This is a genomic window from Methylocystis sp. Sn-Cys (assembly GCF_016745395.1).
Classification (GTDB): domain Bacteria; phylum Pseudomonadota; class Alphaproteobacteria; order Rhizobiales; family Beijerinckiaceae; genus Methylocystis; species Methylocystis iwaonis.
In genome coordinates, this window is the sequence record NZ_JAERVJ010000010.1 from 41491 (window position 1) to 56439 (window position 14949).

At 65.6% G+C, this 14949-nt stretch carries 14 protein-coding genes; 2 read left to right on the forward strand and 12 right to left on the reverse strand.

The window, feature by feature from the left end:
* Nucleotides 1-2: 2 nt before the first annotated feature.
* The 6 genes from truB to rimP all read right to left on the reverse strand — a co-directional run bounded on the left by truB (nt 3) and on the right by rimP (nt 7262).
* Nucleotides 3-905, reverse strand: a complete 903-nt coding sequence (truB, locus tag JJT62_RS17015) for a tRNA pseudouridine(55) synthase TruB (protein ID WP_202073975.1) — start codon at nt 903-905, stop codon at nt 3-5.
* A gap of 8 nt (nt 906-913) precedes the next feature.
* Nucleotides 914-1336 carry a 30S ribosome-binding factor RbfA gene (rbfA, locus tag JJT62_RS17020; RefSeq protein ID WP_202073976.1) on the reverse strand — a complete coding sequence of 141 codons (423 nt, stop codon included), beginning with the start codon at nt 1334-1336 and terminating at the stop codon, nt 914-916.
* 146 nt (nt 1337-1482) lie between these two features.
* The gene (gene infB / locus JJT62_RS17025) at nt 1483-4137 is read right to left on the reverse strand and encodes a translation initiation factor IF-2 (protein ID WP_202073977.1); all 2655 of its coding nucleotides are present in this window, start codon (nt 4135-4137) and stop codon (nt 1483-1485) included.
* On the reverse strand, nt 4130-4879 hold the full coding sequence (locus JJT62_RS17030) for an RNA-binding protein (RefSeq protein ID WP_202073978.1): 750 nt from the start codon (nt 4877-4879) through the stop codon (nt 4130-4132). The genes infB and JJT62_RS17030 overlap by 8 nt, the downstream gene beginning before the upstream one ends.
* Before the next feature lie 5 nt (nt 4880-4884).
* Nucleotides 4885-6489 carry a transcription termination factor NusA gene (nusA, locus tag JJT62_RS17035; RefSeq protein WP_202073979.1) on the reverse strand — a complete coding sequence of 535 codons (1605 nt, stop codon included), beginning with the start codon at nt 6487-6489 and terminating at the stop codon, nt 4885-4887.
* A gap of 2 nt (nt 6490-6491) precedes the next feature.
* Entirely contained in the window at nt 6492-7262 is a 771-nt protein-coding gene (rimP, locus tag JJT62_RS17040) for a ribosome maturation factor RimP (protein ID WP_246744970.1), read from the reverse strand.
* 278 nt (nt 7263-7540) lie between these two features.
* Here rimP and JJT62_RS17045 point away from each other — a divergent pair, with 278 nt between their 5' ends.
* Together JJT62_RS17045 and JJT62_RS17050 are read left to right on the forward strand one after the other, a co-directional pair.
* Nucleotides 7541-7957: a CopG family transcriptional regulator gene (locus JJT62_RS17045; RefSeq protein WP_202073981.1), complete on the forward strand. Its 417-nt coding sequence runs from the start codon at nt 7541-7543 to the stop codon at nt 7955-7957.
* 30 nt (nt 7958-7987) lie between these two features.
* On the forward strand, nt 7988-9160 hold the full coding sequence (locus tag JJT62_RS17050) for a PHB depolymerase family esterase (RefSeq protein WP_202073982.1): 1173 nt from the start codon (nt 7988-7990) through the stop codon (nt 9158-9160).
* A 238-nt stretch (nt 9161-9398) separates the two neighbouring features.
* Here the strand turns inward: JJT62_RS17050 and JJT62_RS17055 are convergent, their stop codons facing one another.
* From JJT62_RS17055 to JJT62_RS17080, 6 genes are all read right to left on the reverse strand, one after another.
* Nucleotides 9399-10439: a linear amide C-N hydrolase gene (locus JJT62_RS17055; protein ID WP_246744971.1), complete on the reverse strand. Its 1041-nt coding sequence runs from the start codon at nt 10437-10439 to the stop codon at nt 9399-9401.
* A gap of 36 nt (nt 10440-10475) precedes the next feature.
* Nucleotides 10476-11150 carry a 4'-phosphopantetheinyl transferase superfamily protein gene (locus JJT62_RS17060; protein ID WP_202073984.1) on the reverse strand — a complete coding sequence of 225 codons (675 nt, stop codon included), beginning with the start codon at nt 11148-11150 and terminating at the stop codon, nt 10476-10478.
* Nucleotides 11151-12200 carry an NAD(P)/FAD-dependent oxidoreductase gene (locus JJT62_RS17065; protein WP_202073985.1) on the reverse strand — a complete coding sequence of 350 codons (1050 nt, stop codon included), beginning with the start codon at nt 12198-12200 and terminating at the stop codon, nt 11151-11153. It abuts the gene before it with no gap.
* Nucleotides 12201-12499: 299 nt separating this feature from the next.
* Complete coding sequence (locus JJT62_RS17070) at nt 12500-12889, reverse strand: 2Fe-2S iron-sulfur cluster-binding protein (protein WP_210340712.1); 390 nt, start codon at nt 12887-12889, stop codon at nt 12500-12502.
* Nucleotides 12890-13137: 248 nt separating this feature from the next.
* Nucleotides 13138-13686 carry an ABC-type transport auxiliary lipoprotein family protein gene (locus JJT62_RS17075; protein ID WP_202073986.1) on the reverse strand — a complete coding sequence of 183 codons (549 nt, stop codon included), beginning with the start codon at nt 13684-13686 and terminating at the stop codon, nt 13138-13140.
* Between the two features lie 372 nt (nt 13687-14058).
* The gene (locus JJT62_RS17080; RefSeq protein WP_246744972.1) at nt 14059-14949 is read right to left on the reverse strand and encodes an MlaD family protein; all 891 of its coding nucleotides are present in this window, start codon (nt 14947-14949) and stop codon (nt 14059-14061) included.

The following is a 14949-nucleotide window of genomic DNA, read 5'->3' on the forward strand; positions in this document are numbered from 1 at the left end:
ATTCAAAACGGCAGGTTGAACACGCGCGCGGGCTCCAACGCGCCCTCGATAACCTCGCCGAAAGCCACCGGCACGCCGCCGCAGGCCGCATAGACGACGCCTTCCGCCGGCGCGTCGCGGCCGCGCAGGATCACCGAGCCGCCGCGCCGCAGCCGCGCCGCCGTGTCGCGATCGACGACAACGCAGGGAAGCTCCGAAAGGCCGGCCTCGACGGAGAGCATCGCATCCGCGGCCATGCCTTGCGCTTCGATCTCGTCCAGCGTGTAGGAATCCTCTTCGATGAAGGGCCCGACGCGCGTGCGACGCAGCGCCGTGACATGGCCGTAGCAGCCCATCAGCCGCCCGAGGTCGCGGGCGATGGCGCGCACATAGGCGCCCTTGCCGCATTCCATGAAGAAGACGGTCTCCTCCGGGGAGAAGGCCTCGATCGTCAGCGAATGGATGGTGACGGCGCGGGCCTTGAGGTCCACCTGCGCGCCCTCGCGCGCGAGATCGTATGCGCGCGCGCCGGCGATCTTGATGGCCGAAAACTGCGGCGGCGTCTGGAGAATGTCGCCCAGAAACTGCGGCATGAGCCCCTCGATCTCGGCGCGCTCAGGCCGCTTCTCGCTGGTGCGCGTCACCTCGCCGTCGGAATCGTCGGTGTTGCTCTCGGCGCCCCAGCGCACGGTAAAGCGATAGGCTTTCTCGCCGTCCTGCACGAAAGGGACGGTCTTGGTAGCCTCGCCGAAGGCGACGGGGAGGATGCCCGACGCCAGCGGATCGAGCGTGCCGGCGTGGCCGGCTTTCTGGGCGTTGTAAATCCGCTTCAGGCGCGAGACCGCCTGCGTGGAAGTGAGGCCCACGGGTTTGTCGAGCACCACCCAGCCGTCGACGACGGCGCGATTGGATCTTTTCTGACTCATAATCTTCTTCAGGCGTTGTCCTGAGCGTCGTCGTCAGACGCTTCGAGGTCGCGCTTGACGCGCTCGGAATTGAGGATCGCGTCGATGCGCGACACAGTGTCGAAGCTGTCGTCGATGCGGAAACGGATGTCCGGCGCAAATTTCAGGTTGAGCTCATGCGCGATCTCGCCGCGCAGGAATTTCTTGTGGCGGTCGAGCGCGGCGATGACCTCCGGCTCGTCCTTGCCGCCGAGCGGCATGACGAAGATCGTCGCGAGCTTGAGGTCGGGGCTCATCTTCACGCGCGCGACCGTGACCACATGCTTTTCGAGCACAGGATCGTTGATATCGCCGCGCGCGAGCATCCGCGCCATGGAATGGCGCACGAGCTCTCCCACGCGCAGCATGCGCTGCGACGGCGCGGAGCCGGCTGAATGATGGGATCGGGACATGGCTATGTTTCTGATCTCAATGTCGCTTGGCGAACGCCGTTACGAGCGAAGCGAAGCAATCCAGAATGCGCCATTGGCTCTGGATTGCTTCGTCGCTTTGCTCCCCGCAATGACGCGAAGGCGCGGGCGTTCTCGGAGCGGCCCTGTTACAGCGTCCGCTTGATTTCCTCGACGCGGTAGCACTCGATGACGTCGCCGGCGCGCATGTCCTGGTAGTTCTCGAAGGCCATGCCGCATTCCTGGCCGGCGTCGACCTCCTTGACCTCATCCTTGAAGCGCTTGAGCGTCGACAGCTTGCCCTCGTGCACCACGACATTGTCGCGGATGAGGCGCACGCTGGCGCCGCGCTCGACCCTGCCGTCGGTGACGCGGCAGCCAGCGACCTTGCCGACCTTGGAAATGTCGAACACTTCGAGGATCTGCGCATTGCCCAGCATCGTCTCGCGCAACGTCGGCGAGAGCAGGCCCGACATCGCCGCCTTCACGTCATCCACGAGGTTGTAGATGATGTTGTAGTAGCGGATCTCGATGCCGGCGCGTTCAGCCGCTTCGCGCGCTTCCTTGTGGGCGCGCACGTTGAAGCCGATGACCGCAGCGTTCGACGCCTCGGCGAGCGCAATATCCGATTCGGAGATGCCGCCGACGCCCACATGCACAAGGCGCGCGCCGACCTCGTCCGTGCCGAGCTTCTCCAGCGCGGCGGCGATGGCTTCGACCGAGCCCTGAACGTCGCCCTTGATGACGAGCGGGAATTCCTTGCGGCCCGCCGTCTTGAGCTGGTTCATCATGTCGGAGAGCGAGCCGCGCGCCGTGCCGCCGCGGGCGGCGAGCTTGTCGCGCTTCATGCGCTCGCGATACTCGGTGATCTCGCGGGCGCGCGCTTCCGACTCGACAACCGCGACGCGGTCGCCGGCCTCGGGCGTGCCGTTGAAGCCGAGAATCTCCACCGGGAAGGACGGGCCAGCTTCCTGGCGCGTGGCTCCCTTGTCGTCGAGCAGGGCGCGGACGCGGCCCCATTGCGTGCCGGCGACGATGATGTCGCCGACATGCAGCGTGCCGCGCTGGACCAGCATGGTCGCGACCGGGCCGCGGCCCTTGTCGAGACGCGCCTCGATCACAGTGCCCTCGGCCGCGCGCTCGGCGTTGGCCTTGAGGTCGAGCACCTCGGCCTGTAGCGCAATGGCCTCGAGCAGCTTGTCGAGATTGGTCTTCTGCTTGGCGGAGACTTCGATTTCGAGCGTCTCGCCGCCCATGCTTTCGACCTGCACCTCATACTGCAGAAGCTCGGTGCGCACGCGTTCAGGCTTGGCGTCCGGCTTGTCGACCTTGTTGATCGCGACGATGAGCGGAACGCCCGCCGCGCGGGCGTGATTGATGGCTTCGATCGTCTGCGGCATGACGCCGTCATCGGCGGCGACGACCAGCACGACGATGTCCGTCACCTTGGCGCCGCGGGCGCGCATGGCGGTGAAGGCGGCGTGGCCGGGCGTGTCGATGAAGGTGATCGGCTGGCCGCCGGGCGAGGTCACCTGATAGGCGCCGATATGCTGCGTGATGCCGCCGGCTTCGCCCGCAACCACATTCGCCTGACGGATCGCGTCGAGCAGCGAGGTCTTGCCGTGGTCGACGTGGCCCATGATGGTGACGACCGGCGGGCGCGACTCGAGGTCGGCCTCGGCGTCGGGCGTGTCGAACAGGCCCTCCTCGACGTCCGACTCGGCGACGCGCTTGACGGTGTGACCCATCTCCTCGGCGACGAGCTGCGCGGTGTCGGCGTCGATCACATCGGTGATCTTGTGCATCTCGCCCTGCTTCATCAGCAGGCGGATGACGTCGACGGCGCGCTCCGACATACGGTTGGCGAGTTCCTGAATGGTGATCGTCTCGGGGAGGATCACCTCGCGCAGCACCTTTTCCTTCTGCTCGACCTGGCCGCGGAACAGACGCTGCTGACGCCGTTTGAAGGAGGCGACGGAACGTGTGCGCTCCTCATCCGTTCCCGCGGTGGCGGTCGAGACGGTCAGACGGCCGCGATCCTTCATCGCGCCGCCGCGCGAGGGCGCGGGACGCGGCGGCGTCGGCGGCGTGAAACCGCCAACGGTGCGGGCGGGCGGACGACGGATGGTCGTCGTTTCTACCTGGCCCGGCTGGCCCGGTCGGGCGGCAGGCGCTGCAGGCCTTCCGGCCGGCGCGGCGGCCCTCGGCGCGGGCGCGGCCGGCCGCGACGGCGCGGCGGGAGCCGCGGCGTGCTGCTGGTCCTGCGGCAGGCGACGGCGGGCCTCGTCCTCGGCCTTACGCTTGGCTTCCGCCTCACGGGCGAGACGCTCTTCCTCTTCACGCTTGCGCGCTTCGGCGGCGGCGCGTTCGGCGCGCTCGCGCTCCTCGCGCTCGGCGCGCGCCTTGGCTTCGATCTCAGCGCGGCGGCGCTCATCCTCTTCGCGCGAGCGGGCGTCGACCAGCGCGCGGGCGCGCGCCTCGCGCTCCTCATCGGTCAGCGCACGCAGCACCATGCCGGCGGCGCCGCCACGCGGCGGCGACGGACGCTCCTGCCGCGGCGGCGGAGCGGAGGGTTTCGGGGCGGCAGGCGGGGGCGGCGCGGCAGGCGCAGCCGCCGCCGGCTTTTGCGGCTCGGGATGGCCCGGCGCGCGGCGCTTCACCTTCTCGACCACGACCACCTTCGAGCGGCCATGGGAGAAGCTCTGGCGCACCATGCCCTGGTCCCCGGCCGGCCGCTGCTTCAGGTGCAACGTCTTCGACGGCGCGACAGTCAGGGTCTTGTCGCTATTCTCGCTCTCACTCATCCAGCTTCCGATCCTCGGCCGCTTCCGACCCGCTTTTTTCCACAGTCTCGTCCGGCCGCTCGCCAGCGTCCGGTTGTTCATCCCGCATCATCTGCGCCGCGAGGGGCGCGCCGTCCAGCGTCATGCCCCTATAAGCCGCCAGCCGACGGCACCGCGAAAGAAAACTCGTGCCCGGTCCGCCAGAGGCGACCGCTGCATGTATCACATTTGTGCGACCTAAAGCCAAATCCAATTGGCTCGACGTAAATAAGCCTATGATCGGTGGAACGCCATCGTTTTCCCGATTCGTCGCGACCTCGCCCCGGCGCGCGCTTTGACGCAGCTTGCGCTTGCCGTCGGCGCCGCCGTCGCGCGCCTCGAGGAGCGCGCCGACCGCGCCCTTCTCGAGCAAATCCGCGACCTTGTTGAAACCCGCCGTCACCGCGCCCGCCTTGTTGGCGAGCGCCAGCATCTGCAGGCAATCAGCTTCGAGCAGGCGATCGACGTCCTCCGCGAGTTGCGGCGGGGTTTCCACCTGCTCCTTGAGGCTGCGCGCGAACATGCGCTTCTTCGCCGCCTCGGCGACCAGCGCGGCGCACGCGCCGACCCACACCCCCCGGCCTGGCAGGCGCGCGCGAATGTCCGGCGCAATGACCCCATCGGGCCCGCGCACGAAGCGGATCATCGCCTCCGGCGGCTCGCGCCGCCGCGTGACGATGCAGGTCCGCTCGGACTCGCGCTCTTCTTTCGCCAAGGCCGTCACCGTGCTTATTCGCCCTCCGCCTCAGCCGCCTCGGTCGCCTCGACGGCGTCGACGGCTTCCTGTGGCTGCTCGATCCAGCCGGCGCGCACGCGCGCGGTCATGATCATCGCCTCCGCCTCTTCGCGCGACAGATCGATGCCCGTGAAGAAGCCGTCGTGCTTCTTGGTCTCGCCGTCCTTCTTCTCGGTCCAGCCGACAAGATCGTCGGGCACGCAACCCGCGAAATCTTCCATCGTCTTCACGTCGTTCTCGCCGAGCCTGACCAGCATCGCGGTGGTCATGCCGTCGATCTCGCGCAATTCGTCGGAGACGCCCATTTCCTTGCGGCGGTTCTCGTTCTCCTGCTCGACGCGCTCGAGATAATTGCGCGCGCGCATCTGAATCTCACCCGCCGTCTCCTCGTCGAAACCCTCGATCGAGGCGAGTTCAGGAAGCTCGACGAAAGCCAGCTCCTCGACCGAGCGGAAGCCTTCCGACGCCAGCAGCCGGCCGACAACCTCGTCGACGTCGATCGCCGACATGAAGACCCGCGTGCGCTCCTCGAATTCTCTCTGGCGGCGCTCCGACTCTTCGGCCTCGGTCATGATGTCGATGTCCCAGCCCGTGAGCTGCGAGGCGAGACGCACATTCTGGCCGCGGCGGCCAATGGCCAGAGACAATTGGTCATCCGGCACGACGACTTCAATGCGCGACGAATCTTCGTCGAGAACCACCTTCACCACTTCCGCCGGCTGCAGCGCATTGACGATGAAAGTGGCGGCGTCCGCCGACCAAGGGATAATGTCGATGCGCTCGCCCTGCAGCTCCTGCACCACCGCCTGCACGCGCGAGCCGCGCATGCCGACGCAGGCGCCGACCGGATCGATCGACGAATCGCGCGACACCACGGCGATCTTGGCGCGCGAGCCCGGATCGCGGGCGACCGACTTCACCTCGATCACGCCGTCGTAGATTTCCGGCACTTCCTGCTTGAAGAGCTTCGCCATGAATTGCGGATGGGTGCGCGACAGGAAAATCTGCGGGCCGCGCTGCTCGCGCCGCACGTCATAGACATAGGCGCGCACGCGGTCGCCGGGGCGGAACATTTCGCGCGGGATCATCTCATCACGGCGGATAATGCCCTCGCCGCGGCCGAGATCGATAATCACATTGCCATATTCGACGCGCTTGACGACGCCGCTCACGATCTCGCCGATACGGTCCTTATATTCCTCGTATTGGCGATCGCGCTCGGCCTCGCGCACCTTCTGCACGATGATCTGCTTGGCCGACTGCGCCGCGATGCGGCCGAAGTCGAAGGGGGGCAGCGTTTCGGAAATCCAGTCGCCGGTCTGCGCCGCCGGATTGCGCTTGCGGGCGTCCTCGATCGAAATCTGCGTGGCGTCGTTCTCGACCTTGTCGACGACGAGCAGCAGGCGCGAGAAGCGCACTTCGCCAGTGCGCGGATTGATCTCCGCGCGCACCTCGGTCTCCTGGCCATAGCGCGAACGCGCCGCCTTTTGCAGCGCATCCTCCATCGAGGCGATGACGATCGTGCGATCGATCGACTTCTCGCGCGCGACGGCGTCGGCAATCTGCAAAATCTCGAGTCGGTTGGCGCTGACGGCCATTATCAATCTCCCTCGGAGCGGGCGGCGCGAGGCTTTGCAGGCCCCGGACCTTTCTTGAATTGCGTTTGCACGCCGGCCGGAACCAGCGGCTTGGGCTTGTTCTTCTGCGGGCTGCGGAAACGGCCCGGCCCGCGGCGCGGGCGCTCGTCCTCTGGCTCTTGCGGCGCGCCGTCTTCTTCCTCGCCCGTCTGCTGGAGCTTGCCGGCGCGCAGCGATTCGCGGATCAGCGCCTCGGTGAGCATCAGCTTGCCCTCGTCGAGATCGGCGAGCGGCACGGTGACGAGCTTCTCCTCGTCGGAACGCGCGTCGGTGCGCTCGATCGCCAGTTTGGCGCCGCGACCCTCGCCCTCAACACCCTTGATGATCCCGCGAAAGCGCTTGCGCCCGGATTCCACCGGATGCGTCAGTTCGACGCGCGCCTCGTGGCCGATGGCGCGGAGAAAATCGGAGATGCGCACCAGCGGCCGGTCGACGCCGGGCGAGGAAACTTCGAGCCGATACTCATTGGCGATGACGTCGGCGACGTCGAGCTCGGGCGAAAGCGCCTGGCTTGCCGCCTCGCAATCGTCGATGGTCATGATCCCATCGGGCCGTTCGGCCATGATCTGAAGCGTCTGGCCGTTCTGCTGCATCAGCTTGACGCGCACGAGCCGGAAGCCGAGCTGCGCCAGCACCGGCTCGGCGACATGCGCCACGCGCGCGGCGACGCCGGTCTCAAAGACGAGACGGGGCTCGTCGAGCGGAGCGTCGATGGGAGCGGCGTTTTGCGTCAAGCGTGTCTGGTCCTGTCTGTTGAGTCCGCCAATGCGAAAAGAGCGGGTCCCGGCGGAGGGCCCACTCTCAACGGCGACCATTCGAGGATGATCGTTATGAGAAGGAAGTGGGGAGCTTATATACCGAACGGGTGGGGGGAGGCAAGGAAAAGAGCGGATGGATAATGTCTTTCGTTGACTTGCGGCTTGGCCGAAGGGGCGCGGTTTAGACAACTGCGGCGCTTGAAAGAGACTGGACGCCATCCACATACCATCCAACAGGATGGCGGAGGGTGGATATGGCGGAAATTCACAGACTGCGCGACAGAGCCGGCGACAGTGAAAAAATCACCGTCAACGTCGGATATGTCGATCTCGGCCATATCGACCTTCTGGTGCGCGAAGGTTTCTATTCGAACCGCACCGACTTCATCCGCACGGCAATCCGCAATCAGCTCGCCACCCATTCGGACGCGATAAAGCAGTCGATCGTCCGCAACATGCTGGAGCTCGGCCTGCGGCATTTCAGTCGCACGGAGCTGGAGGCCGTGAAGGCCGCCGGCCGCATGCTTCGCATACAAGTCCTCGGACTCGCCACGATCGCCGAGGACGTCACGCCCGAATTGGCGCGCGACACGATCGAATCGATCACCGTTCTCGGAGCGCTTCAAGCAAGCCCACCGGTAAAAGCGGCGCTTTCAGACCGGATCGGCTGAACGCTACCCCTTCCCTGCAGGAGACACTCAATGGGATCGTTCCTCGGCGACACGATGAAAAAGGCTATGCGGTTGGTCCGTGACCAGTCGCCCGCGGAAGCGACTCGCATGCTGTTGCACGGTCTCACGGGGGAGCCCCCGCTCCCCGCCACTCAGCCTGCGCCGCAAGAGCCGGCCGCTCGAACCGCGCCGAGGATCGACCCGCCGGTCGACGCCGCGCCAGGCGGCGCGACTTTCGCGCGGGGCTTGCGAATGCCGCTCGGGGAGACTTTGGAGCGCCTGAGCAGCGGCGACCTTCCAAACCTCGGCCTCGGGGCGGAGGCCCTCGCGAAGCTCGGCAAACGGCCGCGTGTGCATGTGCCGGACGGCGCATCCTATCTGTCGCGCACATTCGCCTGTCAGGCGGGGACCCGACCTTACAAGGTCTACGTTCCGAGCAAGATGCGCGGCGGAGCGCCATTGGTCGTGATGCTGCACGGGTGCACGCAGAACTCGGACGATTTCGCGGCCGGAACGCGGATGAACAGTCTCGCCGAAGAGCACGGTTTTATCGTCGCCTATCCCGAGCAGCCCATGACCGCCAATCAGCTCGGCTGCTGGAACTGGTTCAACCAGCAACATCAGATCCGTGGTTCGGGGGAGCCGAGCATTATCGCCGGACTCACCCGCGCCTTGATCTTAGAAATGGGCGTCGACCAGGAACGCGTCTTCGTTGCGGGCCTCTCCGCCGGCGGCGCGATGGCCGAGGTCATGAGCGTGACCTATCCCGACCTCTATGCCGGGGCAGGCATCCACTCCGGGCTGGCCTATGGCGTTGCGACCGATCAAGCCTCCGCCTTCGTCGCGATGAGCGGCAAATTTGCCCAGCACGGCGGGCGGCAAGCAAGGGACCGCGCGCGCACCATCATTTTCCATGGCGCTTCTGACCGTAAGGTGCATCCGACGAATGCAGAACGCATTCTCGCGGAAGCGCAAGCCGGCGTTTCACATGGCCATCAGGAAACACTGCGGCGGGGAGTGGCGAACGGACTTGAATTTAATCACACGGTTGTCGCGGACGTGAACGGCCTTCCGCAGCTTGAGTATTGGGCCATCGAGGGGTTGGGCCATGCGTGGTCAGGGGGCGCGCCCGAAGGCTCGCATACTGAGCAACGCGGGCCTAATGCGTCGCGCGAGATGGTTCGGTTCTTTCTGGAGCGGTGAGCAGCGCTCTCGAAACCGATGAGGCGCTCGACAGGTTATCCACTCGATTGGTCCGCGTCACTCCCGACGCTTGCACCCGTCATTGCGAGGAGGCGGAGCCGACGAAGCAATCCAGGGCCGCATCGCTGCCCTGGATTGCTTCGCTTTGCTCGCAATGACGGGCTCTGAACAAAACCAGCGCTATTGCGGCTCTGGATTCCCGGTCGGGCCTTCGGCCCGCCGGGAATGACAGCGCCCCTCACTTCGCCAAAAACTTGAACGCCTCCGCCTCCGCAAACTTCCCCGAGACCTCCCCCGATAAAATCGGCTTGCCGCTCAAGTCGAGCTTCATGTGCTTTGCGCCCGGCTCCAATTTCAGCCTGTCGAGGTCCACCCAGAAGATCGAGGGGCTGTAGGCGCTTTCGAAATAATAGCGCTTGGCCGCCGTGTCGGAGACCGTGCGCCAGATGGTCGAGGCGATGTTCGGATGCTCCTTATCCGAAATGCCCAGCGGCACCGAGATCGCGCGGATCAGCGAGAAGGTTGTGGCGGTGGCGAGCCGCGGGTCCTTCTCCTTGGCGGCGGCGTTCAGATTCCAGCTCATACGCGCGAAACGATCGGCGGAGCGGGCCGTGCCGGGCAGGAATTTCTCGCCGTCGACGTCCTTCCAATAAGACTCGATCGCGAGCTGCTGGTCGAAACTCGGCGAATTGGTCATCACGCGATATTGCGCGCCATGGTGGATGACGAGCTTGCCGCCGAGATATTCGAAGATCGCGCTGTCGCCCGAGGCGTCGGCGAGGGAGAGATGGGCGCCCGCCTTATTGCCGTCCGGCAGGTCCGGCGCGACGAGGACGAAGGGCTCCTTTTGCAGCGCCGCCACGGCCTCCGCGACCGAGCCGAAATTGTCGAGCGCATATTGCCCCCAGGCGCCGATGGAGAGCTTCGGCTTCTTCGACTTGGCGGCGTCGCCATAATCGGCCTCGACGAGATAGAGCACATTGGCGACGAGGCCCGCGTCGTTCATGCCGTCGACTGTCGCAAGATTATAGAAGGAGCTGATGACCGAGCCGTGCTTGGCGATCCATTTGATCGACCCCTGCCCCACCCCGCCGTCGCGCGCCATGCCCTTGGGGAAGGACCAGAGATCGGTTCCGGGGTCGACCATCCAATCCATGGAGCGGCCGATTTGGTAGGACTTGGTCCCCGTCTCATAGAGGATGCGCGTGCAGGCGTTGGCGGGAAGTCCAGAAAAAGTGAACACGGCGCCAAGGCACAGGCTGAAAAGGGCTTTCTTCATCGCGTGATCCTCCATGAGGCAGGCACGCGCGCGAGCCTATGGCGAGAAGGTTAAGCCAACATCCACCAAGCTGAAATCGGCGTTGATGGCGCCTTGCGCCGCTAACGCGAAATGAAACGAGCCAAGCCGCCAATGATCGGCGCTCCATACTTCGTCGCGCATTGTCACGCGCGGCGGAACGGGCGAGACGGCAAAACTGTCGAGCGCGCGGGAGAGCCCCTGGCCCGTGGCTTTCACCACCGCCTCTTTCAACGTCCATATGGCGAAAAACATTTCGCGCCGCGCGTCGCCTTCGACAGCGCGCAGCAGCGCGACTTCCTGCGGCGCGAAGAAACGCTCCGCGAGCTTCATGCTTTCCGCGCGCCGGTCCTCAGATTCGACGTCGACCCCGATCTCGAGGCCTTCCGTGACGGCGACCGCCACCATGCCGCGCGTGTGGGTGAGGCTGAAACGCAAGTCGCGGGGCGAATCGAGAAGGAAAGGCTTGCCGAGCGCCGTCGCCGCAAAGCGCCACTCCTGCGGCGCAGGGCCGGCGCGCCGGGAAAGCTCCGCCCGCAACAGCGCATGGGCAGCGATGTAAGAATGGCGGTCTTCTTCGAAAGCAAAGCGCGCGGCGCGCGCGCGCTCCGCCTCATCGAGCAGTGCGGCGAGCGCTGGCCATTGCCCGGGCGCAACGCCCGAAATGTCCAGCGCCCGGACCGCGACGTCCACTTAAGAGACGCCGAGCTTCTTCTGCAGATTGGTCGACGACGTCGTGTATTGAAACAGCAGCTTCTTCTCGGGATAGATGTAGCGATGCGCCTTCTGCGCCGCGAGCGCGCCCTCGTGGAAGCCCGAGAGAATGAGCTTCAACTTGCCCGGATAGTAGTTGATGTCGCCGACGGCGAAGATGCCCGGATGGCTCGTCTCGAATTTCTCGGTGTCGACCGGAATGAGATTCTCGTTTAGCTGCAGGCCCCATTCGGCGACCGGGCCGAGCTTCATCGTCAGGCCGAAGAACGGCATGAGACGCTGGCAGGGGAGCTTCAATTCGCTTCCGTCATTGCCCTTCAGAAGCGCGGTGGACAGCTCGCCGTCAGCGCCCTCGACCGTCGTGATCTGCCCGAGCTTGAAGGAAATCTTGCCGGCCGCGACGAGCTCCTGCATGGCCGAGACCGAATGCGGCGCGGCGCGGAAGGCGTCGCGGCGATGCACCAGCGTCAGGCTCTTGGCGATCGGCTGCAGGTTCAGCGTCCAGTCGAGCGCCGAATCGCCGCCGCCGACGATGACCACGTCCTTGTCGCGGAAGTCCTCCATGCGGCGGACGGCATAGAAGACCGACTTGCCCTCATATTGCTCGATCGTGGGGATCGGCGGCTTCTTGGGCTGGAACGAGCCGCCGCCGGCCGCAACGATGACGACCTTGGCGAGGAAAACCTTGCCGGCGTCGGTGGTGAGGCGGAAGGCCGGCTTCTCAGGCGTGCCGAGCGAGGTGAGCGTCTCGACCATCTCGTTGAAATGGAAGGTCGGATGGAAGGGCTCGATCTGCTTGAGCAGATTATCCGTCAGGCCCTGGCCGGTGATCTCCGGCAGGCCCGGAATGTCATAGATCGGCTTCTCGGGATAAAGCTCCGAGCACTGGCCGCCGGCGCGCGGCAGAATGTCGATGACATGGCATTTGATGTCCAGGAGGCCCAGTTCGAACACCGCGAAAAGCCCGGCCGGGCCGGCGCCGACGATAACGACATCGGTTTCGATCGCGGCTTCGTTGACCTGGTTCATGTGTCAAATCCTCACATCAATGGCGGCGCGCATCGCCGCAGGCATTGGACGGCGAATGGGCGAATGCCCGCTCTCGGGTCGGAAACGGCCTGACGAAGAAATCGGGGAGGATTTTCGAACGCGGCCAGCCGACCGGCGGATGAGCCATCCGCCGCCGCTCGCGTTCGTCTATAGCATTCGCCGCAAGATGCAACGCTAAACCGCGGCGCGGGGGGGCACCGCAATGGACCGCGCGCCCTCAGGCGCGCATTTTTAAGCGAGCCTGAAGGCTCGCGGTCCATTCCGGCGGTCCTTTTTTATCAGCCCTGCTGGGCGGGGGTCGTCACCACCAGCCCGTCGAGCTCAGGGCGAACGGTGATCTGGCAGCACAGGCGGGAATTCGGCTTCACGTCGAAGGCGAAGTCGAGCATGTCCTCTTCCATCTGCGAGGGCTTGCCGGCCTTTTCGACCCATTTCTCGTCGACATAGACATGGCAGGTGGCGCAGGCGCAGGCGCCGCCGCATTCTGCTGCGATCTCCGGGATGTCGTTGCGGCGGGCCGTCTCCATCACGGTGGAGCCGACCTCGCCCTCGACCGTGCGGGGCTGGCCGTTGGAGTCGACGAAGGTGATCTTGACCTTGGTCGGCGCGCCGCCGCCCGGTTCGGCGCCGTAGCGTGTCGCTGTGTCGTCGAAGCTCATCTTCACCATGACGCCCGTCTTCCCTGTGCGCAGTCAACGCCGAGGTTTCGCCAAACACCGCGCCCCCGAACGCATTCCGCCGTTCGGCCGCGCCGAACGCTCGATTTTTGCTGCGTTCGATTAGCATCGGCCCGTTTGTCGCGCTAGCCCCCAACAAGACTTCCGCGCATTTCCCAGGCGCCCCGCCGCGCGCCTTTTGGCCGATAGAGTCCAACTCCCGTCGCGGCCTCTCCCGAGAGCGCATTCCGCAAAGCGCGCTAGCGCCCGCGCGCCCAATCGGCCGTCTGGGCGAAGACCTGCGCCGCCGCCTGGGCAAGCGCGCGAACGGCGTCCGGCCCGATCGTTTCCGAGGTCGGCGCCTCGGCGGCGAAGCTGCGCCCCGCGCGCGTCGCGCCGCTGCTTTCGTCGACGATATAGGCGGCGATCTCCACGACAGCGACGTTGCGCGCCGCGTCGATCTCGAATCGCCGAATATCGGTCGCGAGCGTCCGGTTGCTTCCGTAGCCGATCCACGAAGCGGCGACGCCGCGGCGCTGCAGGGCCTCGATCATGCGCGCGCGCAGGAGACGCGGCAGAGGCTCCGACCATTGCGCGTCGGGCAGGAGAGCGACGCTGCCATCGGGAGCGCGCACGACCACGCGCGGGGAGCTCGTCGGCGGCGTCGCGGTCGGCTCTCGGACCGCGAGAACAGGGCCGGCGGTCGCCACCGACACGGGGGGCGGCGCCACGGCGAGATCGAATGTTTCGCGCGGGGCCTGGACGCAGCCGGCGACAAGAAAGGCAAGGCCGGCGATAAACCCGCGCAATCTCGGCCTCGTGAAAATGCTCTCTCCCCCCATGCCTGGACGCCGCCCCTTCGCCTACCCGCCCGAGCCCGCGCGGCTTTGGCTTATCTAGCGCCGCCGAGCGAAGAAGACAAAGCCGCGCTTGGAGCGCATTCCGCGAAAGTTGGTAGAGTTTTGCGGAAAGAAGCGTTCCGTTTGAACAGCCCGCATGGGGGCTCGGTCAACGAGATCCGCTCGATTGGTTCAGCCCCATCCCCGACGCTCGCGCGGTTCGGAAATTACCGCCGTCATTGCGAGGAGGCGGAGCCGACGAAGCGATCGAGGGCCACATCGCTGCCCTGGATCGCTTCGCTTTGCTCGCAATGACGGGCCCTGGGCGAAACCGATTCAGCTTCAGCGGGCGCGATAGTCAGGCGTCGTCTGCGACGGACCCCAGATGAATTGCGAGGGGTCGCGCTCGATGGATTTGATCGCCTGGTCGAGCGTGTCGATCGCTTTACGGGCGTCGACCGCGAGCTGCTCATATTGCTTGAGGCCATTCGTCGAGAAATTTTTGATATTGGTCGAAGCGCTGGCGACGTTACCCGTAATCGCCTTGAGCTGCTTGGGGTCGAGCGCCTTCAGCGTCTGCTCGCCCGCCGCCAGGAAGCGGTCGAGCCGCGCCGCGACGGGCTTCAACGAATGAGCGGCGTCGGCGGCGTCCTTGACGAAGGCCGAGATTTGGTCGGAGTTGTCCGAGAGGGTCTTGGTGAAAGCCTCCGCATTTTTCAGCGTGCCCCGGATCGTGTCCTTGTTGTCGTCGAGAAGCGCGTCGAGCTTCACGATCAGCGCGGCGGCCTTGGTCGATAGCGACTGCACGTTTTCGGAGCGCTCGGCCTGAATCTGCGGGTAGCGACGCCCCTCCTCCGCGACGAGATCGGGCGCGCCGGGCGTGCCGCCGACCAGCAGCACGTCGGCGACGCCTGTGAAGCCGCGCGTCTCCAGCCGGGCGCGCGTATTGGCTTTCACCGGCGTGTGCTCGTCGATCTTCACCAGAACGTCGACCTTGCTGGGATCGTTGTCGGAAATGGCGATGTGGGTGACCTCGCCGACCTTCACGCCGTTGAACAGCACGGAAGACCCGCGCGAGAGGCCGGAAACGGACCCCTCGAAGACGATCTGATAAGCGTCCTGCTTTCCGACCTGGCTCGGCCCGGAAAACCAGAAGACGAAACAGAAGGCCGCAAAAATCGTCGCCAGCGTGAAGGCGCCGATCAGGGCGTAATTGGCGCGGGTTTCCATCAT

What these genes read in the sequence shown, in the direction of transcription:
- truB (WP_202073975.1), bottom strand. Translation starts at nt 905, where the DNA reads ATGAGTCAGAAAAGATCCAATCGCGCCGTCGTCGACGGCTGGGTGGTG.
- rbfA (WP_202073976.1), bottom strand. Translation starts at nt 1,336, where the DNA reads ATGTCCCGATCCCATCATTCAGCCGGCTCCGCGCCGTCGCAGCGCATG.
- infB (WP_202073977.1), bottom strand. Translation starts at nt 4,137, where the DNA reads ATGAGTGAGAGCGAGAATAGCGACAAGACCCTGACTGTCGCGCCGTCG.
- nusA (WP_202073979.1), bottom strand. Translation starts at nt 6,489, where the DNA reads ATGGCCGTCAGCGCCAACCGACTCGAGATTTTGCAGATTGCCGACGCC.
- JJT62_RS17045 (WP_202073981.1), top strand. Translation starts at nt 7,541, where the DNA reads ATGGCGGAAATTCACAGACTGCGCGACAGAGCCGGCGACAGTGAAAAA.
- JJT62_RS17050 (WP_202073982.1), top strand. Translation starts at nt 7,988, where the DNA reads ATGGGATCGTTCCTCGGCGACACGATGAAAAAGGCTATGCGGTTGGTC.
- JJT62_RS17055 (WP_246744971.1), bottom strand. Translation starts at nt 10,439, where the DNA reads ATGAAGAAAGCCCTTTTCAGCCTGTGCCTTGGCGCCGTGTTCACTTTT.
- JJT62_RS17065 (WP_202073985.1), bottom strand. Translation starts at nt 12,200, where the DNA reads ATGAACCAGGTCAACGAAGCCGCGATCGAAACCGATGTCGTTATCGTC.
- JJT62_RS17070 (WP_210340712.1), bottom strand. Translation starts at nt 12,889, where the DNA reads ATGGTGAAGATGAGCTTCGACGACACAGCGACACGCTACGGCGCCGAA.
- JJT62_RS17080 (WP_246744972.1), bottom strand. Translation starts at nt 14,949, where the DNA reads ATGATGGAAACCCGCGCCAATTACGCCCTGATCGGCGCCTTCACGCTG.